24 protein-coding genes are annotated in these 22,387 nt (G+C 68.4%); 13 read left to right on the top strand and 11 right to left on the bottom strand.

Features of this window, described 5'->3' with window-relative positions:
* Positions 1–13 precede the first annotated feature (13 nt).
* Positions 14–1,159: a thiolase family protein gene (locus tag BJ987_RS24125; protein ID WP_209894346.1), complete on the bottom strand. Its 1,146-nt coding sequence runs from the start codon at positions 1,157–1,159 to the stop codon at positions 14–16.
* The gene (locus tag BJ987_RS24120) at positions 1,152–2,588 is read right to left on the bottom strand and encodes a class I adenylate-forming enzyme family protein (RefSeq protein WP_209894344.1); all 1,437 of its coding nucleotides are present in this window, start codon (positions 2,586–2,588) and stop codon (positions 1,152–1,154) included. The genes BJ987_RS24125 and BJ987_RS24120 overlap by 8 nt, the downstream gene beginning before the upstream one ends.
* Before the next feature lie 52 nt (positions 2,589–2,640).
* Between BJ987_RS24120 and BJ987_RS24115 the strand changes: the two genes are divergently transcribed.
* Positions 2,641–3,405 (top strand): SDR family NAD(P)-dependent oxidoreductase, encoded by a 765-nt coding sequence (locus BJ987_RS24115; protein WP_209894340.1) that lies wholly within the window; start codon positions 2,641–2,643, stop codon positions 3,403–3,405.
* Positions 3,406–3,453: 48 nt separating this feature from the next.
* Here the strand turns inward: BJ987_RS24115 and BJ987_RS24110 are convergent, their stop codons facing one another.
* The 8 genes from BJ987_RS24110 to BJ987_RS24075 are packed head-to-tail and all read right to left on the bottom strand — an operon-like array spanning position 3,454 to position 11,589.
* The gene (locus BJ987_RS24110) at positions 3,454–4,218 is read right to left on the bottom strand and encodes an enoyl-CoA hydratase/isomerase family protein (RefSeq protein WP_209894338.1); all 765 of its coding nucleotides are present in this window, start codon (positions 4,216–4,218) and stop codon (positions 3,454–3,456) included.
* Between the two features lie 2 nt (positions 4,219–4,220).
* Complete coding sequence (locus BJ987_RS24105; protein WP_209894336.1) at positions 4,221–5,309, bottom strand: acyl-CoA dehydrogenase family protein; 1,089 nt, start codon at positions 5,307–5,309, stop codon at positions 4,221–4,223.
* Positions 5,296–6,201, bottom strand: coding sequence for an acyl-CoA dehydrogenase family protein (locus tag BJ987_RS24100; protein ID WP_209894333.1), 906 nt, complete (start codon positions 6,199–6,201; stop codon positions 5,296–5,298). Before BJ987_RS24100 ends, BJ987_RS24105 begins: the two co-directional genes overlap by 14 nt.
* Positions 6,179–7,582, bottom strand: coding sequence for a class I adenylate-forming enzyme family protein (locus BJ987_RS24095; protein ID WP_209894330.1), 1,404 nt, complete (start codon positions 7,580–7,582; stop codon positions 6,179–6,181). Before BJ987_RS24095 ends, BJ987_RS24100 begins: the two co-directional genes overlap by 23 nt.
* Positions 7,579–8,637, bottom strand: coding sequence for a CaiB/BaiF CoA transferase family protein (locus BJ987_RS24090; protein WP_209894327.1), 1,059 nt, complete (start codon positions 8,635–8,637; stop codon positions 7,579–7,581). Before BJ987_RS24090 ends, BJ987_RS24095 begins: the two co-directional genes overlap by 4 nt.
* Positions 8,634–9,590 (bottom strand): LLM class F420-dependent oxidoreductase, encoded by a 957-nt coding sequence (locus tag BJ987_RS24085; RefSeq protein WP_209894324.1) that lies wholly within the window; start codon positions 9,588–9,590, stop codon positions 8,634–8,636. The genes BJ987_RS24090 and BJ987_RS24085 overlap by 4 nt, the downstream gene beginning before the upstream one ends.
* Positions 9,575–10,012, bottom strand: a complete 438-nt coding sequence (locus tag BJ987_RS24080) for a cobalamin B12-binding domain-containing protein (RefSeq protein ID WP_209894322.1) — start codon at positions 10,010–10,012, stop codon at positions 9,575–9,577. Before BJ987_RS24080 ends, BJ987_RS24085 begins: the two co-directional genes overlap by 16 nt.
* Entirely contained in the window at positions 10,012–11,589 is a 1,578-nt protein-coding gene (locus BJ987_RS24075) for a methylmalonyl-CoA mutase family protein (RefSeq protein ID WP_209894319.1), read from the bottom strand. The genes BJ987_RS24080 and BJ987_RS24075 overlap by 1 nt, the downstream gene beginning before the upstream one ends.
* A gap of 74 nt (positions 11,590–11,663) precedes the next feature.
* On the opposite strand from BJ987_RS24075, the gene BJ987_RS24070 reads away from it, so the two are divergent.
* From BJ987_RS24070 to BJ987_RS24015, 12 genes are all read left to right on the top strand, one after another.
* Positions 11,664–12,494, top strand: a complete 831-nt coding sequence (locus BJ987_RS24070; RefSeq protein ID WP_209894316.1) for an SDR family oxidoreductase — start codon at positions 11,664–11,666, stop codon at positions 12,492–12,494.
* Positions 12,495–12,580: 86 nt separating this feature from the next.
* Positions 12,581–13,111, top strand: a complete 531-nt coding sequence (locus tag BJ987_RS24065; protein WP_209894313.1) for a carboxymuconolactone decarboxylase family protein — start codon at positions 12,581–12,583, stop codon at positions 13,109–13,111.
* A gap of 4 nt (positions 13,112–13,115) precedes the next feature.
* Positions 13,116–14,387 (top strand): aromatic ring-hydroxylating oxygenase subunit alpha, encoded by a 1,272-nt coding sequence (locus BJ987_RS24060; RefSeq protein ID WP_209894310.1) that lies wholly within the window; start codon positions 13,116–13,118, stop codon positions 14,385–14,387.
* Positions 14,368–14,697 (top strand): hypothetical protein, encoded by a 330-nt coding sequence (locus BJ987_RS24055; protein ID WP_209894307.1) that lies wholly within the window; start codon positions 14,368–14,370, stop codon positions 14,695–14,697. Before BJ987_RS24060 ends, BJ987_RS24055 begins: the two co-directional genes overlap by 20 nt.
* 28 nt (positions 14,698–14,725) lie before the next feature.
* A complete protein-coding gene (locus tag BJ987_RS24050; protein WP_209894304.1) occupies positions 14,726–15,046 on the top strand; it encodes a DUF1330 domain-containing protein in 321 nt (106 codons plus the stop codon).
* Complete coding sequence (locus BJ987_RS24045; RefSeq protein WP_209894302.1) at positions 15,043–16,254, top strand: metal-dependent hydrolase family protein; 1,212 nt, start codon at positions 15,043–15,045, stop codon at positions 16,252–16,254. The genes BJ987_RS24050 and BJ987_RS24045 overlap by 4 nt, the downstream gene beginning before the upstream one ends.
* Positions 16,241–16,657: a nuclear transport factor 2 family protein gene (locus BJ987_RS24040; protein ID WP_209894300.1), complete on the top strand. Its 417-nt coding sequence runs from the start codon at positions 16,241–16,243 to the stop codon at positions 16,655–16,657. The genes BJ987_RS24045 and BJ987_RS24040 overlap by 14 nt, the downstream gene beginning before the upstream one ends.
* Positions 16,658–16,671: 14 nt before the next feature.
* On the top strand, positions 16,672–17,760 hold the full coding sequence (locus BJ987_RS24035; protein ID WP_209898963.1) for an acyl-CoA dehydrogenase family protein: 1,089 nt from the start codon (positions 16,672–16,674) through the stop codon (positions 17,758–17,760).
* A gap of 3 nt (positions 17,761–17,763) precedes the next feature.
* Positions 17,764–18,666, top strand: a complete 903-nt coding sequence (locus tag BJ987_RS24030; protein ID WP_209894297.1) for an acyl-CoA dehydrogenase family protein — start codon at positions 17,764–17,766, stop codon at positions 18,664–18,666.
* A 32-nt stretch (positions 18,667–18,698) separates the two neighbouring features.
* On the top strand, positions 18,699–19,805 hold the full coding sequence (locus BJ987_RS24025) for a 2Fe-2S iron-sulfur cluster-binding protein (protein WP_209894294.1): 1,107 nt from the start codon (positions 18,699–18,701) through the stop codon (positions 19,803–19,805).
* Positions 19,806–19,870: 65 nt separating this feature from the next.
* Positions 19,871–20,287 carry a Zn-ribbon domain-containing OB-fold protein gene (locus BJ987_RS24020; protein WP_209894292.1) on the top strand — a complete coding sequence of 139 codons (417 nt, stop codon included), beginning with the start codon at positions 19,871–19,873 and terminating at the stop codon, positions 20,285–20,287.
* A 33-nt stretch (positions 20,288–20,320) separates the two neighbouring features.
* On the top strand, positions 20,321–21,463 hold the full coding sequence (locus tag BJ987_RS24015; RefSeq protein WP_209894289.1) for a thiolase family protein: 1,143 nt from the start codon (positions 20,321–20,323) through the stop codon (positions 21,461–21,463).
* 76 nt (positions 21,464–21,539) lie between these two features.
* On the opposite strand, the gene BJ987_RS24010 is transcribed toward BJ987_RS24015, so the two are convergent.
* Positions 21,540–22,376, bottom strand: coding sequence for a mycofactocin-coupled SDR family oxidoreductase (locus BJ987_RS24010; protein WP_209894286.1), 837 nt, complete (start codon positions 22,374–22,376; stop codon positions 21,540–21,542).
* Positions 22,377–22,387: the final 11 nt, after the last annotated feature.

Raw genomic sequence — 22,387 nt, 5'->3', positions numbered from 1 at the left:
CGGTCAGCGTCGGTCAACGGGCCGGGACCTCGATCAGCGTCGCGGAGCCCATGCCGCCGCCCGCGCACAGCGCCGTGAGACCCAGCCCGCCGCCGCGACGGCGCAATTCATGCACCATGGTGACGATCATCCGCGCGCCCGTGGCCGCCACCGGATGCCCCAGCGAGCAGCCGCTGCCGTTCACGTTCACCCGGCTCGGGTCGAGGCCGAACTCCTTGATCATCGCCACCGGCACCGATGTGAACGCCTCGTTGATCTCGAACAGGTCGATCTCGCCGATCGAAACGCCCGCGCGGGCAAGGGCTTTGCGGATGGCCGCGATCGGGGCCAATCCGGTCAGCGCCGGATCGATACCGGCCGAGGCCCAGGACCGGATGGTGCCCAGCGCCGGCAGGCCGGTGGCGTCGCTGGCGATGACCAGCGCGGCGGCCGCGTCGTTGGCGCCGGAGGCATTGCCCGCGGTGATGCTGAAACCCTCGATCTCCGGATGCAATGGCGCGAGCGCGGCCAGCTTCTCGGCGCTGGTGGTGCGGCGCGGATGCTCGTCCACGGCGAACCGCCCGTGCGGTGTGTCGATGGGGACGATCTCGGCGTCGAAGCGGCCCGCGTCGATGGCGGCGATCGCGTGACGGTGCGACCGTAACGCCCAGGCGTCCAGCTCTTCCCGGGTCAGGCCGTATTTCACCGCCGTGTTCCAGCCGACCGTGATCGACATGTCGAGATTCGGGGCGTCGGGCCGGTCGGGATGGGTGGGCGAGACCCACGGGTCCGCCCATTCCTCGGGACCGGTCCGGAAGCGCGCTCTGGGCGCGGTGGAATCGGAATTCACCCCGCCGGCGATGATCACCTCGTCCATGCCCGCGCGAATGCCGGCCGCCGCGGTCTGCACCGCCGCCATCCCCGCGGCGCAGTGCCGGTTGTGGGCCAGCCCCGGCACGGTGTCGAGACCGGCGGTGAGCGCTGCGTGCCGGGCGATGACGCCGCCACCGTAACGCCCCTCGCCCAGAATCACGTCGTCGATCGGGTGGCCGCCCACCGCGGCGGCGGCAGCCGTCACCACGTGGCGGGCGAGGTCGAACGCGGTGGTGTCGCGCAAAGCCCCCCGGCGGGCGGTACCGATGGGTGTGCGTAGCGCGGAGACGATGATTGCTTCAGGCATGTGTGCTCTCCAGTTCGGCGACCAGGTTGCGGCGCAACAGCTTTCCGGTTTCGGTCTTGGGCAGTTCGGGCCGGAACACGATGGCGTCGGGCGTCTTGGACGAACGCAGGCGGCCCTTCACCCAGCGTTTGATCTCCTCCGGGTCACCGGCGCCGACCAGAACGGCGACCACGCGCTGTCCCCATTCCGGATCCGGCACCCCGATGACCGCGGCCTCGGTGACGCCCGGATACCCGAGCAGCACGTCCTCGATCTCGGCCGGCGCGATATTCTCGCCGCCCCGGATGATGGTGTCGTCGGCGCGGCCCTCGATGAAGAGGTAGCCCTCGGCGTCGAGGTAACCGAGATCCCGGGTGGGGAACCAGCCTTCGGCGTCCAGGACGCTACGCCCGCCGTACTCGCCGGAGACCTGTGCCCCGCGCGCGAAAACCAGGCCGGTCGCCCCGGGCTCGGCGAGTTCGCCCGCCTCCGTGCGGATCTGGATCTCGATACCCGGTAGGGCGCGGCCCACCGAGCCCAGCCGGGCACGCACGGCCGGGTCCGCGGCGGCGAAGGCGGTGCGGTGTTCCTCGGGTCCGAGCAGCGCGATCGATGAGGCCGTTTCGGTCAACCCGTAGGCGTTGACGAAACCGGTGTGCGGGAAGACCCGCAGCGCCCGCTCCAGGACCGGCCGGGGTGTACGCGATCCGCCGTAGGCCAGGCTGCGCAGGCCGGGCGTCCCCGCGTCGGCGCCGTCGACCGCGCCGACGATGCGGGCCAGCATGGTGGGCACCAGCATGGCATGGGTAACTCGCTCGGCCCGAACGATTTCCAGCCATTCGCGCGGATCGAATGCGGTGAGGTACACGATGCGCCGACCGGTATAGAGGTTCGACAACAGATTCGTCAGGCCCGCGATGTGATAGGGCGGTACCGACACCAGCGTCGCGTCCGAGGATGCCGCGGAACCGAATTCGAGCGTGTTGAGTATGTAGGCCATGAGGTGCCGGTGGCGCAGCAGAGCCGCCTTGGGGGCGGCGGTGGTACCGCTGGTGTAGATGATCACTGCGACGCTCTCGCCGTCCCAATCCAGCTCGAACTCCGCCGTATCGGCCTGTGTCCCATCAGTTTTCACCAAGTCGTCCAGGTCCTCGGCGCGCAGGACCAGCGCCCCTGGATGGCGGTCCACCAGCGCGCCCAGTTGCTCGGCACCGAGCCGGTAGTTCAACGGCACGAACGGCACCCCCGCCAGCACCGATCCGAACAGGGCCACCGGGTAGGCGAGATGGTTCACGCCCAGGTAGAGCACCGCCGAATGGCCCCGGAACCGTCCGGCCGCGCGGCGGGCCAGGGCGGACAGCTCGGCGGCGGTCAGCGATCGGCCCGCGGCCGTCACCACCGGCCGGTCGGCATCCGCGGCGGCCATCTCGAGAATCGTGTTGATGTTCATGAGAATGTTATTCTCTCCGAACGAGAGTGGTAATTGCAAGAGAGGACGCGAGATGCGGATCAAGGGAAACTCGGCCCTGGTGGTCGGCGGTACCGGCGGCTTGGGCGAGGCCACTGTGCGCCGGCTGCACGCTGCCGGCGCCGAGGTGGTGGTGGCCGACGTCGCCGACGACAAGGGCAAGGAGCTCGCGGCCGAGCTCGGCATCCACTACGTCCACACCGACGCCACCAGCGAGGAATCGGTGCTCGGCGCCATCGCGGTCGCGGAAGCACTGGGCCCGCTGCGGATTTCGGTCGATACCCACGGCGGCCCGGCCGCCGGGGGCCGGCTGGTCGGCAAGGACGGCTCGCCGCTGCCGCTCGAAGGTTTTCGCACGACCATCGAGTTCTATCTGACCGCGGTCTTCAATGTTCTGCGCCTGTCCGCTGCGGCCATCGCCAGAACAGAAGCGCTGGCCGAGGGTTCGCGCGGCGTCATCGTCAACACCGCGTCCATCGCCGCCTACGAGGGCCAGATCGGGCAGCTGCCCTACGCCGCCGCCAAGGGTGGAGTGGTCGGCATGACGCTGGTGGCCGCGCGTGATCTGTCGCCACTCGGTATTCGCGTGGTCACCATCGCGCCGGGCACCTTCAACACCCCGGCCTACGGCAAAGCGGCAGAGCAGCTGGAAGTTCATTGGAGCAAGCAGGTTCCCCATCCGCGCCGGATGGGACGCTCGCCCGAGTACGGGCAACTGGTGCAGTCGATCGTGGAGAACGACTATCTCAACGGCGAGGTCATCCGGCTCGACGGCGCACTGCGGTTCCCGCCGAAATAGGCTGCGCGCCAACGCTTGTGGCCCCGGCTGCCCGGGGCCACAGGTGTTTCACCGCTTGGCGGCCAGCTGCTCGATGATGGCGTGGAAGTCCGGATGCTGGAAGGAGATCTCCTCGGCGGTGGTCGCGTAGTCGAGAGCCGCCAGCACCGCGCGTTCCAAGTGCAGATTCAGCAGCCGCTTGGTGCTCTCGACCGCCTGCTGCGGCAGGCCCAGCATGCGTTTGGCACAGGCCAGCGCCTCCGACATCGGATCGGCCACCACGTGATTGACCAAGCCCATCTCGCGCGCCCGCTCGGCCGGTATCCGCGCGCCGGTGAGCGCGTACTCCTTGGCCAGCAGCAGGCTGGTGTGCAGCGGCCAGGTGAGTGGCCCGCCGTCGGCCGCGACCAGACCGACCTGCACGTGCGGATCCTTCAGATAGGCGGACTCCGCGATGTAGACGATATCGCTCAGCGCCACCAGACTGCACCCCAGTCCGACGGCCGGGCCGTTGACGGCAGTCACGATCGGCACCCGGCAGCGGGCCATGCCGAGCACGATGTCGCGACCGTGCGCGATGGTCTTGGTACGCAGCCGGGAATCCCGGGCCAGTTCGGCGAGATAATTGAAGTCGCCGCCCGCCGAGAACGCGGTGCCGCTGCCGGTCAGCACGGCCGCACGAGCGTCGCGATCGTCGGACAGCTGCGGCCACAGTTTCGCCAGCCCGGTATGCAGCGCGTCGTTGACCGCGTTCAGCGCGTCCGGGCGATTGAGGGTGATGACGCGGAGCGCGCCGTCGGCTTCGACGGTGATTTCTGCGGGCAGGTCGTACACGGTCAGACTTCCAATCCAAGAATGCGCGAGGCGATGATGTTCTTCTGAATCTGGGAGGTGCCGCCCATGACGGACTGCGCGCGGCTGTACAGATAGGCCCCGAGCAGTTCGGGATCCCGGGTGCCGGTGACAGCCAGCGCCGCGTGCCCCACCGATTGCTCCACCCAGGTCATGAGCAGCTTGTCCAAGGAGCCCTCGGGACCGTGCGAGACGCCGTCCAACTGTTCGGACAGCCGCCGCCGCACGTGCAGTCGCAGCATCTCGGTTTCCACGGCCGCCCAGGCCAGTTCGGCCGGTGGCGTGCCCTCGACGCGAGCCGCCAGCTGACGCACCAGTTTCCCGTAGCGCGCCGCGTAACCGAGCGTGGCGGGCTCGCGTTCGTGACCGACCACGGTCATGGCCAGCTTCCAGCCTTCGCCGGGCGCACCGACCAGCTGATCGGCCGGCACCACGGCTCCGTCGAACTCCACCTGCCCGAACTCGGTGGTGACGCCGCTGATCATGCGCAGCGGCCGCTGCCGCACACCGGGCTGGTTCATCGCGATCACGAACGCCGAAATGCCCTTGTGCCGTGGCGCTTTCGGATCGGTGCGGGCCAGCAGCAGACACCAGTCCGCGACGTCGGAATAGCTGGTCCAGATCTTGTGTCCGTGGATGACGTAATGGTCGCCGTTCTGGGTGGCGGTGGTGCGCAGCGAGGCCAGATCCGAACCCGCGCCGGGCTCGCTGAAGCCCTGGCACCAGCGTTCGCTGCCGTCGATCATGCCGGGCAGAAAGCGCCGTTGGATCTCGGTGCTGCCGTGCCGGCCGAGCCCGCTGACCAGATAGCCCAGGCTGGGACGCGGCGGTGCGCCCGCGGCGGCGAGTTCCTCGTCGAGGATCACGTCGTACACCGGCGCCAGCTCGTGCCCGCCCAGATTCTTCGGCCAGGACAGCCCGAAGAATCCGGCCGCGTACAGCGCGCGATGCCACTCCCCCTGCTTCGCCCAGTACTCGTCACCGGAGGTCGGAAACCGCCCCGCCACCGTCGCGAGCCAGTCCCGCAGCCGGGACCGGAACGCCGCCTCCTGCGGCGAATCACGAAAGTCCACAGTCGATTTCCTCCAGTCGGACGGGGAACAGTTCGGTCGAGACCAGGGCCCGCCGCAGGTAGACGTGCGCGAGGCAGTCCCAGGTATTGCCGATGCCGCCGTGCACCTGAATCGCGGTCTCGCAGACCGTGCGCGCGGCGCGGGCACAGTAGAGCTTGGCGATGCGCGCGGCGCGGACCGCCTCGTCCGGGGCGAGTTCGTCCACTGCCCAGGCGGCGTGGCGCAGCACACTGATCGACCCCTCGATGAGCGCCAGGGCTTCGGCGAGCAGATGCGCCACGGCTTGGTACGAGCCGATCGTCTTGCCGTACTGCTCACGCACTTTCGCGTACTCCGTGGCCAGGGTGTGCGCGCCGCGCGCGGTGCCGACCAGATCCGCGGTGGTGACGACCAGAGCCAGTGCGTGCCAGCGCGCGGCTTGTCCGGCCGTCAGTTCCGCGAGCGGACGCAACGGCGGCTGGATCTCGGCGTCCGGCCGGGTCAGGTCCGCCCCTTCGAGGATGGGACCCACCGCGCCCGCCAGCAGCCGCCGCTGCTCGAGTACCAGCACACCGTGGCCGTCGCGGGCATCCACGGCCCGGCCGCCCGCCGCGACAGTCCAGCGCCGTTCCGGCTCCGGTCCGTGCCCGCGCAGATCGTCGGCGAGTAGTGGGCCCAGGAACGGCACATCGACCAGTCCCCGGCCGAATTCTTCTGCCACGAGCGCGATTTCGACGCCGGAGGCGCCGTCGGAGCGCAGGGCACGCCAGCCCGCGGTGTCGACGGCCTTCTCCAGCCGGGCGATCCGGGCGCTGTCGGCGAGGTCCGCGACCGAATCGGGACCGAGATCATCGGCCAATTTGGCGGCGGCGGCGCGCAGTTGTCGCTGCTCACTCGTCAGACGTACGTCCATACTGCTCCTTCAGAACCCGGCGCAGAACCTTGCCGGAGGGAAGACGGGGAATGCGAGGCACGAAAACGACCGCGCGCGGCCGTTTATAGGAGGCCAGGCGCGTGCCGACGAAGTCGACGAGTTCGTCGCGGCCGATCGCCACCGACGTGCTTACCGCGGCGACGATCGCCTCGCCGTCAGCCGCATCGGGCACCCCGAACACCGCGCAGTCGACCACCGCCGGATGCGCGTGCAACACGGCTTCCACCTCGGCGGGCGCGACCTGAAATCCGCGCACCTTGATCATTTCCTTGAGCCGATCGGTGAGCCGCAGCCAGCCGCCGGCGTCGAGTGAGCCGATGTCGCCGGTGCGGTACCAGCCGTCACTCCAGACCGAGGCGGTCGCGGAGTCCGGCAGGTATCCCGACATCAGCGCCCCCGACCGGGCCTGGATCTCACCGATCTCCCCCGGCCCCAAGACATTTCCGGTCTCCGGCGACACCACGCGCACCCGCACCCCCGGTACCGGACGGCCGACGCTGTCCAGGCGTGCTCCCTCGATCGGGTTGCACGCGATGACCGGAAGTTCGCTGGTTCCGTAGGCGGGCACCCAGCCGACTCCAGTGCGCCGCGTGACGGTCGCGGCGACACTGGCGGAGACCGGCGTGGCACCCCACATGATGTAGCGCAGCGAAGACAGATCATAGGCTTCCAGATCCGGGTGCGCGGCCAGTGCCATCGCGATCGGCGCGACCGCCATTTCCACTGTGATGCGGTCCTTTTCGATGTGCCGCAGCATCAGCTCCAGGTCGAACCGCCGATGCAGGCGCAGCCAGGCCCCGGTCCGCAGCGCCAGCAGAATATTGAGCAGCCCCAAGATGTGCGAGGGCGGTGTGAGTACTTGGATGCGGTCCGTCGCGGTGAATTCCAGCGCGCCCCGCCAATGCTCGACGGCCACCGCCAGCGAAGCATGGGTGTGGCGCACCGCTTTCGGCAAACCTGTTGTGCCGGAGCTGAATACCAGAATAGCCTCCGCCTCCGGCTCGGGCACGGGTGACATCCCATAGGCCGGGGCGATGGGATCATCCAGCGACAACATCGGTAGAAAGCCGGCCAGCACCGGATGATCACCCACGGCCTGAACGGGTCGCGTGATCGCCAGCGCGTGCGCCACCTCGGCCTGTTTCCAGGCCGGACTGAGCAGCACGACCGCCGCACCGAGACGCCAGACCGCCAGCACGGCGATGACGAATTCCGGGCGATTAGAGGACATCAGCGCCACGCGATCCCCGCCGCGCACTCCCCGCGCGCGCAGCGTCGCGGCGAGCCCACCGGCCAGTGACTCGAGGTGGGCCAGGGTGTATTCGCGATCCTCGAAGACGAGCGCCACCGAATGCCTCACCGCGCGGCCCTGCTCGGCGGCCGCTCGCCGTACTCGCCCAATGCCGGGGGCGGCCCGTACCGGGGGCGATAGCCGCCCACCCGGATCGGACTGCCGATCAACCGATGCTCACCCGCCGTCACCACTGCCTCCGGGACCAGCTCCAGCGCTTCGGCCAGGGTGCGCACCGCCGCGGCCGGAACACCCAGCGGCCGCAACCTCCGCTCCCAGCCGTCGGCGTTGTCACCGGTCAGGGCCGCGGTGACCGCCGCCAGCACCTCCGCACGGCGGGCGACCCGCTCGGCCATGGTGGTGAAGCCCTCGATTCCGGCTTCCCCGGCGAAAGATTTCCAGAACCCGTCGTGTGTGATGAACAGCGCCAGATAGCCATCGGCCGTCGGGAACAGTTGCGCGGGAACGTAATACGAGTGGGCCCCGAACGGCCGCCGCTGCGGGGCGGCGCCGGTGTCGAGGTAGGCGGCGGCATGGTAGTTCAGCTGGGAGAACATGACATCGCGCAACGACACCTCTACCTGCCCGCCGCGCCCGGAGACGATCTGGGCCAGCAGGCCGAGTGCCGCGGTCAGTCCGGTGGAATTGTCGGCGGCCGAGTACCCCGGCAGCGTGGGCGGTCCCGCGGGATCTCCGGTCAGCGCCGCGACGCCGGTGGCCGCCTGGATGACATAGTCGAAAGCCGGATGATCGCCGGCGTCCAGCCCGAAACCGGTGATGGCGACACAGACCAGACGCTCGTTCCAGTGCCGCAGCGCGTCGTAGGTGAGGCCGAGCCGCTGGATCGCCGACGGCTTCAGATTCACCAGCAGCGCATGCGCTTCCGCCGCCAGCGCGCCCAGCCGCTGCTGCCCCGCCCGGTCGTTCAGGTCCAGGCGGACGCTGCGCTTACCGCGATTGAGGCTGGCGAAGTAGGAGTCACCGACCTGCCGGGAGATGTCCCCGGCCGGTGGTTCGATCTTGATGACCTCCGCGCCCAGGTCGGCCAGCATCAGGGTGGCGTAGGGGCCGGCCAGCATGGTGCCGACCTCGAGCACACGAATACCGGCCAGGGGCGCGGTCACCGCGATTCCTTCGCCAGCGCGGCGATCATCTCGCGGGTACGCCGTTTGGAGGCCACCAGTTCATCGCGATCGTCGCCCAGCGGCAGCAGCCGCACCGACAGATCCGTCGCGCCCGCCTCCGCGTACCGGCGCAGCCCGGCCGCGATGGCCGCCTCGTCGCCCGCGACGCAGAGGTCACCGATATCGCGGGCAGCGCCCTTCTCCAGCAGCCGCTGATAATTCGGCGATACCTCGGCCTCGCCGAGGATGCGGTTGGCGCGGGCCCGCGCCTCGTCGACTTGCGCTGGGCGGCACAGGCATACGGGCAGTCCGGCGACGACGCGCGGTGCGGGCCGCCCGCCCTCGGCCGCGGCCTTCGTGATCTTGGGCACCACATGCTCCGCGATCGCGCGTTCGTCGGCCATCCACAGGATGGTGCCGTCCGCCTGCTCGCCGGCGATGCGCAGCATCACCGGACCGAGCGCGGCGATCAGCACCGGCAACGGTTCGACCGGGCCGAGATCCAGCTGGTTGTGGACCCGGAACGAGGTGTTCTCCACCTCCACCGGGCCCGGCCCGGCCAGCCCGGCGTTCAGCACCTCGAGATAGTCGCGGGTGTAGGCGGCGGGCCGGTCGTAGGGCAACCCGAGCATGTCCCGCACGATCCAGTGATGCGAGGGACCCACTCCGAGCGCGAGCCGGCCACCGGCCGCGGCGTGCGCCGACAGCGCCTGCCGGGCAAGCGCGATCGGATGCTGCGCTTGCAACGGCACCACGGCCGTGCCCAATTCGATCCGGCTGGTCCGGGTGCCCATCAGCGCCACGGTGATCAAGGCGTCGAAGTCGGTGGGCAGCTGCGGAATCCAGGCGGTGTCCAGCCCCGCCGATTCGGCCCATTCGATATCGGCCAGCATCCGGGAGAGCTTGCGCGCGGAGTCGCCCTTCTCCGGACCGATCATTACTCCGATACGCACGATTCCTCCACTGTCTGTTCCGGCGCGGGGTCGGCGGCCGCGGTCAGCGCCCGGATCTCGGTGACGAGTACATCCAGCGCGGTTCCGGTCGGAAAGACCGCCGCCGCACCGGCTTCCAGCAGTTTGGGCACATCGCTGCCCGGGATGGTGCCCCCGACGACCACGTCGATGTCGTCGGCGCCGGCCGCGCCGAGCGCCTCCACCACCCGGATGGTCAGCGCGACGTGCGCGCCGGAGAGGATGCTGAGCCCCACCACCGCGACGTCTTCCTGCAGCGCGATCGACACGATGTCCTCGATCCGCTGGCGAATGCCGGTGTAGATCACCTCGAATCCGGCATCGCGCAGAGCGCGGGCGACGATCTTGGCACCGCGGTCATGGCCGTCCAGCCCTGGTTTGGCGACCAGCACGCGCGCGGTCATCAGAACACCACCGGCTGCTGGAACTCGCCCCAGACGTCTTTGAGCGCGGTGGTCATCTCACCGACCGTGCAGTAGGCGTTGACACAATCGATGAGCGGATGCATCAGATTCTCGGTTCCTTCCGCGGCACGCGACAACGCGGCCAGCGTGTCGCGCACGGCCGCGGGATCACGCTCGGCTTTGACCCGGGCCAGCCGCTTCAATTGCAGATCCCGGCCTTCGGCGTCCAATTCATAGGTGGAGATCTCGGGCGCGGGTTCCTCGGACACGAAGCGGTTCACCCCGACGACCGGACGCTCGCCGCGCTCCACCTCCTGGTGCAGTTGGTAGGCGGCGTCGGCGATCATGCCCTGCAGGTAGCCGTCCTCGATGCACCGGACCATGCCGCCATGGTTTTCCAGGTCGGACATGATCTCGATGATGCGTTCTTCGGTCGCGTCGGTGAGGGCTTCGACGAAGTACGAGCCACCCAGTGGGTCGGCGACCCGCGCGACCCCGGTCTCATAGGCGAGAATCTGCTGGGTGCGCAGCGCCATGGTGGCCGACTCCTCGCTGGGCAGCGCGAACGGCTCGTCCCAGGCGGCGGTGAACATCGATTGCACCCCGCCCAGCACCGCGGCCATCGCCTCGTAGGCCACCCGGACCTGATTGTTCTGGGCCTGCGGGGCATACAGCGACGCGCCGCCGGCCACACAGCCGAAGCGAAACATCGAGGCCTTGTCGGCTTTCGCGCCGTAGCGTTCGCGCACGATGGTGGCCCAGCGCCGCCGGCCGGCACGGTATTTCGCGATCTCCTCGAAGAAGTCGCCGTGGGTGTAGAAGAAGAACGAGATCTGCGGCGCGAACTGGTCGATGCTCATGCGCCCGCGTTCGACGACGGTATCGCAGTAGGTCACGCCGTCCGCGAGGGTGAAGGCCATCTCCTGCACCGCGTTCGCGCCCGCGTCGCGAAAATGCGCGCCCGCCACGGAGATCGCGTTGAAGCGCGGCACCTGCGCGGCACAGAACTCGATGGTGTCGGCGATCAGGCGTAACGACGGTTCCGGGGGCCAGATCCACGTGCCGCGCGAGGCGTATTCCTTGAGAATGTCGTTCTGGATCGTGCCGGTGAGTTGCTGCCGCGGCACGCCCTTCTTCTCGGCGGCCGCGACATACATGGCCAGCAGGATCGCGGCCGTGCCGTTGATGGTGAAACTCGTGCTGATCCGCTCCAGCGGAATCTCGTCGAAGAGCAGCTCGGCGTCGGCCAGGGTGTCCACGGCGACGCCGACCCGGCCGACCTCCTCCCCCACTTCGGGATCGTCGGAGTCGTAACCACATTGGGTCGGCAGGTCCAGCGCCACCGACAGTCCCGTACCACCCTGTTCGAGCAGATAGCGATAGCGGCGATTGGACTCCTCGGCGGTGCCGAATCCGGAGTACTGGCGGAAGGTCCACAGCCGGCCTCGATAGCCGGTGGCGAAGTTGCCGCGGGTGAAGGGAAACGCGCCCGGCGCGGGCGGGTCGGCACGCCGGTCGTCCGGTCCGTAGACCGGCCGCAGCGGGATGCCGGATGCGGTGGTGACATGGTCGTTCATTGGTGAATACGGTACTTGCAGAAATGGAGAATGCCAATACCATCAAGCGCAAACGGACCGGCCAGAGGAGAATAATGACCAGCCAGCAGCAACTTTTCACGGATCGCACCATGGTCATCTCCGGCGGCAGCCGGGGCATCGGACTGGCCATCGCGCGAGCGGTCGCGCAGCAGGGCGGCAATGTCGTGGTCCTGGCCAAGACCGCCGAGCCGCACCCGCGCCTGCCCGGCACTGTGCACACGGCGGTGGCCGAACTGGAGGCCGCCGGCGGCAAGGCGGTCGCGGTCGTCGGCGACGTGCGCAACGAAGCCGATGTCCGGCGCGCGGTCGAAGTCGGCGTGGACCGCTTCGGCGGCATCGATTTCTGCGTCAACAACGCCGGCGCCATCGCCACCGCGCCCACCGCCGAGCTGACGGTGAAGCGGTTCGATCTCATGCAGGAGATCAATATTCGCGGCACGTTCCTGCTGACCCAGGCCTGCCTGCCCTATCTGCGCCAGGCCCCGAACCCGCACGTGCTGAACGTCTCGCCGCCACTGAACACCAGCCCGCGCTGGCTCGGCGCGCACCCGGCCTACACCCAGTCCAAATACGGCATGACGCTGCTCGCGCTGGGCTGGGCCGCCGAGTTCGCCGCCGACGGGATCGCGGCGAACTGCCTGTGGCCGCAGACCTATATCGCCACCGCGGCGGTCGCCAACCTGCCCGGCGGCGACGAGCTACTGCGCTCGGCCCGCGATCCCCGGATCATGGGCGACGCGGCGGCCGAGATCCTTTCGCGCCCAGCGCGCGACAGCACCGGCAACTGCTATGTCGACGCTCGCGTCCTGATCGAATCCGGTGCGACCGACCTGTCCGGATACGGCGGCGGCACGCAGCCGATCCCGGACATGTTCCTGGACTGAATCGCTGCGCGTTGACTATTTTTCACCGGCGTGGAAATCTATTATCCAGTTTAGGAGAATCCCATTCTCACGACAGGAGGACACGAATGCGCCTGCCGCCCTTGCCGGCCGAGAGCTGGGACGACCACACCCGGGCCGCGTTCCGGCAATTGCTGCCCGCGGCCCGCCGCAATCCCGAGGGCGCGGGCCCCGCGATGTCGGTGCTGGCTCACCATCCAGAACTCACCGAGGCGTTCCTGGGCTTCAGCGTGTACCTGCTGTTCCGCTCCAGCCTGCCGCCGCGCATCCGGGAACTGGCGATCCTGCGCGTCGCGCACCGCACCGACTGCGCCTATGAGTGGCAGCATCACGCCGGGTTCGCGGCGACCGCCGGTTTGTCCGAAGCCGATATCGCGGCGGTCCAGAACGGCACCGCCGCAACGGAATTCGACCGAGTCGTGATCGACGCCGCGGACGAGCTGCTGGACAAATCCACGCTATCCGACCACACCTGGACCGCGCTGGGCGAACAACTCAGCGACCGGCAGCGGATGGATCTGGTCTTCACGGTCGGCGGCTACAGCCTGCTCGCCATGGCATTCAACACCTTCGGCGTCACGCCCGAACACGAAAGGTAACCCGGTGGCCCATTTCACCAAACCCGAAGCGGGTAGCTGGACCGAGCAATATCCACAGCTCGGCACCGGCCCCGTCGACTACACCGACTCGATCGATCCGGCCTTCTACGAGGACGAGCGCAACGCCATCTTCAAGAAGAGCTGGCTCAATGTCGGCCGCGTCGAACGACTGCCGCGAGTAGGCAGCTACTTCACCCGCGAATTGGCCTGTGTCGGCACCTCGCTCATCATCTCGCGCGGCTCCGATCAGCAGATTCGCGCCTTCCACAACATCTGCCGGCACCGCGGCAACAAGCTCGTGTGGAGCGATTTCCCGAACGAGGAGACCGCGGGGTCGTGCCGCCAGTTCACCTGCAAATACCACGCCTGGCGCTACAGCCTGGAAGGCGATCTCACCTTCGTCCAGCAGGAGAAGGAGTTCTTCGATCTCGACAAGAACGACTACGGCCTCAAGAGCGCGCGCTGCGAGGTGTGGGAAGGCTTCATCTTCGTCAACCTGGACCCGGAGGCCGCACCGCTCGCCGAGTATCTCGGTCCGATGCTCAAAGGTATCGAAGGCTATCCGTTCCACGAGATGACCGAGGTCTACACCTACCGGGCCGAGATCGGCAGCAACTGGAAGCTGTTCATCGACGCCTTCGCCGAGTTCTATCACGCGCCGATCCTGCACATGAAGCAGGCGACCAAGGACGAAGCCGACAAGCTCGCCGGATACGGTTACGAGGCACTGCATTACGAGCTCTCCTCACCGCATTCGATGATCTCGTCCTGGGGCGGCATGGCTCCGCCCAAGGACCTGAACATGGTCAAGCCGATCGAACGGGTCCTGCGCAGCGGACTGTTCGGCCCGTGGGACCGGCCCGACATCGACGGCCTCGAACAGTTGCCGCCCGGCCTCAACCCGGCCCAGCATCGGGCCTGGGGCGTGGACGAATTCGAGATCTTCCCGAACTTCTCGCTGTTGTTCTGGGCGCCGGGCTGGTACCTCACCTATCACTACTGGCCGACCGCGGTGAACAAGCACATCTTCGAGGCCAACCTCTACTTCGCCCCGCCGAAGAATGCCCGCGAACGCATGGCCCAGGAGCTGGCCGCGGTGACGTTCAAGGAATACGCACTACAAGACGCGAACACGCTGGAAGCCACCCAGACGATGCTCGAAACGCGCACCGTCTCGGAATTCCCGCTCAATGACCAGGAAATTCTCCTGCGCCATCTGCACGTGATCGCCCAGAACAAAGTCAAGGAGTACCGAGATGCCGCTGCTGCCCGCTGAATTCGCCGACCTCGAACCCTTCGCGGCGGACTGGTGCCTGGCCACCGAAGAGCAGCGCTACGCCCAGCGCCTCGCCTCGACCATGCCGCAGATGCAGGAGTTCTACGACGCCGCGTTCCCCCGGCTCGAGGCCGCGCTCGATTACTGCGACAAACACCAGTGGCCGGACCTGCCCGAGGATGCCCGCGCGCTGTTCCATCTCATGCAGTCGCTGGTGATGGCCTCCTTCCCGGTGGAGGTGTGGAAGCAGCCACGCGTACCGGACAGCGGCGCGGCCTGGGCCGTGCTGATCAACGAGCCGGTGGTCTGAAGCGGCCGGCCGGGAAAAGGAGAACGAAATGCCCAAGGGTTATGTGATTTTCACCGAGGCCATCAAAGACCAGGCGGGCATGGCCGAATACGCCCGCGCCGCACAGTCCGCGATGCGCGGGGGCGGCCTGCGGCCCCTGGCGGTGGATACCGCACCGAGCGTGCTCGAGGGTGAATGGCACGGCAACCAGACCGTCATCCTCGAATTCGATTCGGTGGAGGCGGCGCGCACCTGGTACGAGTCGCCCGAATATCAGCACGCGGCGAAACTGCGTCAGGCGGCGGCGGACACGAATGTCGTCATCGTCGCGGGCTTCGAGCCGCCGAAACGCGAAGCGTCCCAGCCATGATCACGGTGCGGGCAGCGGGACTGCTCGATGTCGACACGGGCGAGATCGTCCGGCCCGGCATTCTGCGCGTCGACGGCGAGCGCATCGCCGGCGTGGGCGGCGAGCCCGAGGGCGAAATCCTCGAACTCGGCGAGCTGATCCTGCTGCCCGGACTGATGGACATGGAGGTCAATCTCCTGATGGGCGGGCGCGGCGAAACCGGCCTGGCCTCCAGCGTGCGGGATGATCCGCCGCTGCGCATGCTGCGGGCGGTCGGCAATGCCCGGCGGACGCTGCGCGCGGGTTTCACCACCGTGCGCAACCTCGGCCTGTTCGTGAAAACCGGTGGCTATCTGCTGGATGTCGCGCTCGGGCGAGCCATCGACGGCGGCTGGATCGAGGGGCCGCGGATCGTGCCGGCCGGGCATGCCATCACCCCCACCGGCGGCCACTTGGATCCGACCATGTTCGCCGCTTTCGCGCCGGACGTCTTACAGCTGACCCTCGAGGAAGGCATCGCCAACGGCGTCGACGAGGTGCGCAAGGCAGTGCGGTACCAGATCAAGCACGGCGCCCAGCTGATCAAGATCTGTGTCTCCGGCGGTGTCATGTCGCTGACCGGAGCGCCTGGCGCACAACACTATTCGGATGAAGAGCTGCGCGCCATCGTCGACGAGGCGCACCGGCGCGGACTCAAGGTGGCCGCGCATACGCACGGCGCGGAGGCGGTCGAACATGCCGTCGCGGCCGGCATCGATTGCATCGAACACGGCTTCCTGATCGACGACAAGGCAATCGAGGCGATGGTGGCGGCCGGGACCTGGCTGGTGCCCACCACCCGCCTCGCCGATGCGATGGATGTGTCCAAGGCGGATCCGGCGCTGCAGGCCAAGGCCGCCGAAATGTTCCCGAAGGCCCGCACCTCGGTCCTGGCCGCCTATCGGGCGGGTGTGAAGATCGCGGTCGGCACCGACGCGCCCGCGATCCCGCACGGGCGCAACGCCGATGAGCTCGTCGCGCTGGTCGACCGGGGACTTCCGCCGCTGGACGTGCTGCGCGCGGCGACGGTGCGCGCGGCCGAACTCCTCGGCGTCACCGACCGCGGCCGGCTGGCCGCGGGGTTGCTCGCCGACGTCATCGGCGTACCGGGAGATCCGTTGCAGGACATCACCGTCACCCAGCAGGTGCGATTCGTCATGAAAGGCGGCAAGGTCCATGTCCAGAGTTGAAGACCTGCTCGAGATCCAGCAGGTGCTGGCCCGCTACGCGGTGACCATCACCAAGGGCGATATCGAGGGACTGCTGGCGGTGTTCACACCCGACGGCAGCTACAGCGCTTTCGGCGACACCTACACCCTCGACCTGTTCCCGGAACTCGTGGCGGCCGCGCCGAAAGGCCTGTTCCTCACCGGTCCAGCCGTTCTCGACCTCGACGGCGACACCGCCGCGGGCACCCAGCCGCTGTGCTTCATCGACCAGAGCACCCACGACATGCGGATCGGCTACTACACCGACGCACTCGTCCGCACCGCGGACGGCTGGCGCATCCGGACCCGCCGGATGACCTTCATCCGCCGCAGCGGCGACCACGACTCCGGCATTCCGCACGCCTTCGAGCGTTCGAGGACATGAACGGCCGGAAGCAGATGAACAGCACGGAGTTTCGGGTCGGATTGCAGATCTGGCTCGACGAGAACGACCTGTCCCCCGGGCCCGATCATTCGCTCGACGGGCAGGTCGCACAGCTGGCCCGGGTGCGGCGCGCGCTCTACGACGCGGACTGGATGCGCTATGGCTGGCCCGGCGAGGTCGGCGGACTGGGCGGGCCGGCCGTGCTGCGTGCGGTGCTCGGCGAGGAAGTCGCCTCCCGCGACCTCGCCGAACCCGGCATCTACTCCATGATCGAGGTGCTCGCCCCCACCATGATCGCCTATGCCCGGCCCGAGCTGGCCGCGGACATGGTGCCCCGACTGCTGTCCGGTCGCGAACAGTGGTGCCAGGGTTTCTCCGAGCCCGGATCCGGCAGCGATCTGGCCTCGATCACCACCAAAGCCGAACCGCGCGGGCCGGATTGGGTGATCAACGGCCAGAAGGTCTGGACCAGCCTGGCGCAGTACGCGGCGCGGTGCGTCCTGCTCACCCGCACCGCGCCGGGTCATGACGGCATCACCGCCTTCTTCGTCGATATGGACACACCCGGCATCACCGTGCGGCCGCTGCGCACCATGCACGGCGTCGACGAATTCGCCGAGGTCTATTTCGACGACGTCGTGGTGCCCGCCGACCGGATGCTCGGCAAGCCCGGCGACGGCTGGCGGGTGGCCATGGACCTGCTTCCGCACGAACGCTCGGCGTGCTTCTGGCACCGGATCACCTACCTGTTCACCCGGCTCGATCGCATCCTGGCGCACACCGTGATCCCCGACGACGCGCAACTCGGCGAGGCGTATCTCGCCCTGCACACCGCACGCTGCCGATCGCGTACCACGCAACAGCGACTCGCGGACGGCATGCGCCTCGGGCCCGAGACATCCGTCGACAAGGTCCTGCTGGCCACCGCCGAACAGCAACTCTTCGACACCGCGCGGGACCTGCTGCCCGGCGTCGTGGAGCTCACCGACAGCGAATGGCGCACCGAATACCTGTACTCCCGGGCCGCGACCATCTACGGCGGCACCGCGGAAATCCAGCGCAACATCATCGCGCGCCGCCTGCTCGACCTCGGAAAGGACTGAGGCATGGCCGATTTCGCCACCGACCCGGCCGAACTCGAGCTACTCGAGCAGACCGTGCGCAAAACCATGCTCGCCGCCTCGGGCGCCGCACTCGACCGCGCGCTGGCCGAACTCGGCTGGCTCGACATGCTCACCGACATCCCCGACGTGGCGGTCCCCATGGTCTTCCGCCTGCTGGGCGAAACGGGCGCACACGCACCGCTACTCAACGACGTTCTGCACCACGCGGCGAACGCGTCCCTGACCGGCACCGCGCCACTGCCTTTCACCGGCGGCACCTGGCTCGTCTGGGAACGCACCGACCGGAGCGGCGCGACGGTGGATGAAGAGCTACCGCTCCATCCCGCGTTCCCCGCGCAGCCCGGCGACACCGGTGCACCGCAGCCCGCCCGCACAGCAGCGAGTCCCGACGGCTCCTCCATCGCGCATCCTGAGATGCGCCCGGCAGGCGATGTCCTCGCGCGTCCCGAGGTGTTGGCGGCGGGGCGGAGGGCGCTGGCCTGGTGGCTGGTGGGTAGCAGCCGCGCGATGCTGGAGCTGGCCCGGCGCCATGCGCTGGAACGCACGCAGTTCGGCCGGCCGGTTGCCTCGTTTCAAGCTGTCCGGCACCGGTTGGCCGAAGCGCTGGTGGCGATCGACGGTGCGGAGGCGACGCTCGCGGTCGCCGAGGACGCGCTCGGCGCATTGCTGGCCAAGGCCGCGGCCGGGCGGGCTGCGCAGATCACCGCCCGGCATTGCCAGCAGGTGCTCGGCGGTATCGGTTTCACCGCCGAACACGATCTGCACAAGCATGTGCGCCGCGCCCTCGTGCTGGACGGATTGCTGGGCAGCACAAGAGAACTCGTCCGGGAAGCCGGACTGCTGATTCGCACCGAGGGCGCGGCGCCCCGGCTGGCGCAGCTGTAATCCGACCATCGACAGCGAAGGAATTGGTTCCCATGGCCCGACCCCCCTCGTTCCAGCGGGCGACCGTGACCCGGATCATCAAGGAGAGCGCGGATTCGCGCACCTTCGTCCTGGCGCCGCACGAGGAACCGCTCGCCTACCAGGCTGGGCAGTTCTGTACGTTCCGGGTGCCGGTGGACGGCAAGAACCTCTACCGGTCCTACTCGATGTCGAGCGCACCGGAAACCGACGGCGAACTCATGACCACCGTCAAGCGGGTGCCGGGCGGTCAGGTGTCGAACTGGTTGCACGACAATGTCTCCGAGGGCGACGAGCTCGACATGAGCCGCGCCGCCGGGCGATTCTGCCTGCGCCCCGCCACCGTTCCGCTGCTCGGCTTCAGCGGCGGCAGCGGCATCACGCCGGTGCTGTCGCTGACCAAGAGCGCGCTGGCGAGCACCGATCGCCGCGTCCGGCTGCTGTGCGCGGACCGCGACCAGGCCTCGGTGATCTTCGGAGCGACGCTGAACGACTTGGCCGAGCGCTATCCGGGCCGGCTGGAGGTCGTCCGGCATCTGGACTCCGACCGCGGCTTCCTCACCCCGGAGCTGGTGCGCGCCTTCGTCGGCGCGGACACGCACGCCGACGCCTACATCTGCGGCCCCGAAGCCTTCATGGAGATGATCGAAAACGCCTTACCCGGGCCGGGTCTCGTCTTCAGCGAGCGCTTCGGCGCTCCCGCCCCGGCGCTGCCGAGCTCGGCACCGGCGGTGGCGGCACTCGCCGACTCGACCGCGCGGCCGAACCCGGCCGCCGCACCCGAGAACACGTCGACCGCGTCATCCACCCCGATTCCGGCAGCCGCAGATTCCGCGACGACCGCCGAGCTGGGCACGGTCACGATCATCCTCGATCGCAAGAAGGTGTCGGTGCCCCGGCGGGCGGGCGAGACCCTGCTCCAAGCCGCGCGCCGGGCCGGGCTCACCCCACCGTTCTCCTGCGAACAGGGCAATTGCGCGACCTGTATGGGCCGGCTCACCGAAGGCACCGCGACCATGGCGGTGAACGACGCGCTGACCGAGGACGAGGTCGCCGACGGCTATGTACTCACCTGCCAGGCCGTCCCGGACGGACCGGCCGTCACGGTCCGGTACGAGTAGCCGCACCGCCGATCACCCTGGCATCGAACAGGATTCGTAGTTCTACAAGATATGGAGGACGGCACATGGCCAAGGCACTCGCGCCCGAGGTCTCGACGTGGCCCGAAGACGATCCGCAACTCATCGGCAGCGGCTGCGGCGGTTGTCAGGCGGTGACCTGGCCCCGCCAGCAGCGCTGCCCGCGCTGCGGCGGCCCGGACATGACCGATCGCCTGCTGCCCCGGCGCGGCACGCTGATCGCCTGGACCACCCAGGGATTCGTACCCAAGCTGCCCTACGCGGGGCAGGAGACGGCCGAATCGTTCGAACCGTTCGGCGTCGGGCTGGTGCAGCTCGAAAACGAGGTCCGCGTCGAAACCCGGCTCACCGAAGCCGATCCCGACAAGTTGCGCACCGGGATGGCGGTCGAACTGACCTTCGTGCCGCTGTATGCCGAAGCTGATGGAACCGAGGTCATGACCGTGGCCTTCGCGCCGGTGTGACCGCGGCATCCGGTTGAGTAGAGGAGTATTCCCATGAACGACGTTGCCATCATCGGCATCGGCATCCACCCGTTCGGCCGCTTCGCCAGCACGGCGATGGAAATGGGCGCGCAGGCCATCCAGGCCGCGCTCGCCGACGCCGGCATCCAGTGGAAAGACATCCAATTCGGGTTCGGCGGCAGTTACGAGGTGAGCAACCCCGATGCCGTCACCCGCCTGGTCGGCCTGACCGGGATTCCGTTCACCAACGTGTTCAACGCCTGTGCCACCGCGGCCAGTTCGATCGAACAGACCGCCGAGGCGATCCGCTCGGGCCGCTACGACATCGGCATCGCGGTCGGCATGGACAAGCATCCGCGCGGCGCGTTCACCGACGATCCGGCCAAGCTCGGCCTACCCGGCTGGTACGCCGAGAACGGGCAGTTCGTCACCACCAAGTTCTTCGGCATCAAAGCCAATCGGTACCTCACCGACCACGGCATCTCCCAGCGCACCCTGGCCAAGGTCGCCGCCAAGAACTACCGCAACGGCGTGCTGAACCCGAACGCGTTCCGGCGCAAGCCGATCGGTGAGGACGAGATCCTGAAGTCGCCGATGTTGAACTATCCGCTGACGCACTACATGTTCTGCACGCCCGACGAGGGCGCCGCCGCCGTCATCATGTGCCGCGGTGACCTCGCCAAGCGCTACACCACCACCCCGGTATACCTGCGGTCCTCCGCGATCCGGACCCGCCGGTACGGCGCCTACGAGGTACACAGCACCTGGGCCGCCGTCGAGGAGGACGTCTCGCCGACGGTGTACGCCTCCGCCGACGCCTATGCCGCCGCGGGCATCGGGCCGGAGGATGTCGATGTCATCCAGCTCCAGGACACCGACGCGGGCGCCGAGGTCATCCACATGGCGGAGAACGGCTTCTGCGCGGACGGCGACCAGGAGAAGCTGATCGCCGAGGGCGCCACCGAGATCGGCGGCCGGCTGCCGGTCAATACCGACGGCGGCCTGATCGCCAATGGCGAACCGATCGGCGCGTCCGGCATCCGCCAGGTCTATGAACTGGTCCTGCAATTGCGCGGTCAGGCGGGCGACCATCAGGTACCCGGTAAGCCCAAGGTCGGCTACGCCCAGGTCTACGGCGCGCCGGGCACGGCCGCGGCCTCGATCCTCTCGCTCTGAAGCTCGCCGCACACGATACTGCCGCCGTCCCGATCCGGGGCGGCGGCAGTATCGTCGAATGCTCAGCTATAGCAAGCTATTTCAGCATGCTGCCCGCGTCGATCGGCAGCGGGACGCCGGTGACGTACCGGGATTCGTCGGAGGCGAGGAACAGCACCGCGTTGCTCACATCCACCGACTCCACCCACGGCACGGGCAGGATGTGGAACATCCGGCAGATGGGTTCGAGATCGGCGGGGCCGGGGTTCTCCAGATCCGGGCGGAAGAGCTTGTAGGTGCCCTCGTTCATGACCATCGGGGTGTTCACGTGCGTGGGATGCACCGAATTGACCCGGATCGAGTGCTGTCCGAGCTCCACCGCGAAGGTGCGCATCAGGCCCACCACGCCGTGCTTGGCGGCGATGTAGTGGCCGACGTTGGGGTAGGCCTTGAGGCCGCCGACCGAACTGGTGAGGACGACGGAGCCGCCGCGCCCGCCCGAGACCAGGTGCGGGATAGCGGCTTTCACACTCTTCCAGACGCCGCCGAGATTGACGTCGATCATGTCCTGCCAGAGGGTTTCGTCGAGTTCGCTCAGCTGACCGCCCTCGTTGCCGATCCCGGCGTTGGCCACCACGACATCGAGCCGGCCGAGCTGTTCGACGCCGCTGTCCACCGCCGCCTTCAGCGCCGTGTAATCCCGCACGTCGACCTCGGCGGTGACCACCCGCCGCCCCTCCGCCTTCACCAGCTCCGCGGTGGTCGCGAGATCCTCCGGGGTGGACATCGCGAACGGCACGTTGTCGAGCTGTTTGCAGACATCGACGGCGATGATGTCGGCGCCCTCCTGCGCCAGGCGCACCGCATGACTGCGGCCTTGACCGCGTGCCGCACCCGTGATGAATGCGACCTTTCCTTCGACCCGTCCGGTCATTGGTTCCCTCT

It is taken from the genome of Nocardia goodfellowii (assembly GCF_017875645.1).
Lineage (GTDB): Bacteria > Actinomycetota > Actinomycetes > Mycobacteriales > Mycobacteriaceae > Nocardia > Nocardia goodfellowii.
The sequence above is the reverse complement of the archived record's forward strand: the minus strand, read 5'-3'. Positions and strand labels throughout refer to the sequence as shown.

What these genes read in the sequence shown, in the direction of transcription:
- BJ987_RS24040 (WP_209894300.1), top strand. Translation starts at nt 16,241, where the DNA reads ATGTCCAGAGTTGAAGACCTGCTCGAGATCCAGCAGGTGCTGGCCCGC.
- BJ987_RS24035 (WP_209898963.1), top strand. Translation starts at nt 16,672, where the DNA reads ATGAACAGCACGGAGTTTCGGGTCGGATTGCAGATCTGGCTCGACGAG.
- BJ987_RS24020 (WP_209894292.1), top strand. Translation starts at nt 19,871, where the DNA reads ATGGCCAAGGCACTCGCGCCCGAGGTCTCGACGTGGCCCGAAGACGAT.
- BJ987_RS24120 (WP_209894344.1), bottom strand. Translation starts at nt 2,588, where the DNA reads ATGAACATCAACACGATTCTCGAGATGGCCGCCGCGGATGCCGACCGG.
- BJ987_RS24050 (WP_209894304.1), top strand. Translation starts at nt 14,726, where the DNA reads ATGCCCAAGGGTTATGTGATTTTCACCGAGGCCATCAAAGACCAGGCG.
- BJ987_RS24100 (WP_209894333.1), bottom strand. Translation starts at nt 6,201, where the DNA reads ATGGACGTACGTCTGACGAGTGAGCAGCGACAACTGCGCGCCGCCGCC.
- BJ987_RS24115 (WP_209894340.1), top strand. Translation starts at nt 2,641, where the DNA reads ATGCGGATCAAGGGAAACTCGGCCCTGGTGGTCGGCGGTACCGGCGGC.
- BJ987_RS24075 (WP_209894319.1), bottom strand. Translation starts at nt 11,589, where the DNA reads ATGAACGACCATGTCACCACCGCATCCGGCATCCCGCTGCGGCCGGTC.
- BJ987_RS24125 (WP_209894346.1), bottom strand. Translation starts at nt 1,159, where the DNA reads ATGCCTGAAGCAATCATCGTCTCCGCGCTACGCACACCCATCGGTACC.
- BJ987_RS24080 (WP_209894322.1), bottom strand. Translation starts at nt 10,012, where the DNA reads ATGACCGCGCGCGTGCTGGTCGCCAAACCAGGGCTGGACGGCCATGAC.
- BJ987_RS24025 (WP_209894294.1), top strand. Translation starts at nt 18,699, where the DNA reads ATGGCCCGACCCCCCTCGTTCCAGCGGGCGACCGTGACCCGGATCATC.
- BJ987_RS24015 (WP_209894289.1), top strand. Translation starts at nt 20,321, where the DNA reads ATGAACGACGTTGCCATCATCGGCATCGGCATCCACCCGTTCGGCCGC.
- BJ987_RS24030 (WP_209894297.1), top strand. Translation starts at nt 17,764, where the DNA reads ATGGCCGATTTCGCCACCGACCCGGCCGAACTCGAGCTACTCGAGCAG.
- BJ987_RS24065 (WP_209894313.1), top strand. Translation starts at nt 12,581, where the DNA reads ATGCGCCTGCCGCCCTTGCCGGCCGAGAGCTGGGACGACCACACCCGG.
- BJ987_RS24045 (WP_209894302.1), top strand. Translation starts at nt 15,043, where the DNA reads ATGATCACGGTGCGGGCAGCGGGACTGCTCGATGTCGACACGGGCGAG.
- BJ987_RS24010 (WP_209894286.1), bottom strand. Translation starts at nt 22,376, where the DNA reads ATGACCGGACGGGTCGAAGGAAAGGTCGCATTCATCACGGGTGCGGCA.
- BJ987_RS24070 (WP_209894316.1), top strand. Translation starts at nt 11,664, where the DNA reads ATGACCAGCCAGCAGCAACTTTTCACGGATCGCACCATGGTCATCTCC.
- BJ987_RS24055 (WP_209894307.1), top strand. Translation starts at nt 14,368, where the DNA reads ATGCCGCTGCTGCCCGCTGAATTCGCCGACCTCGAACCCTTCGCGGCG.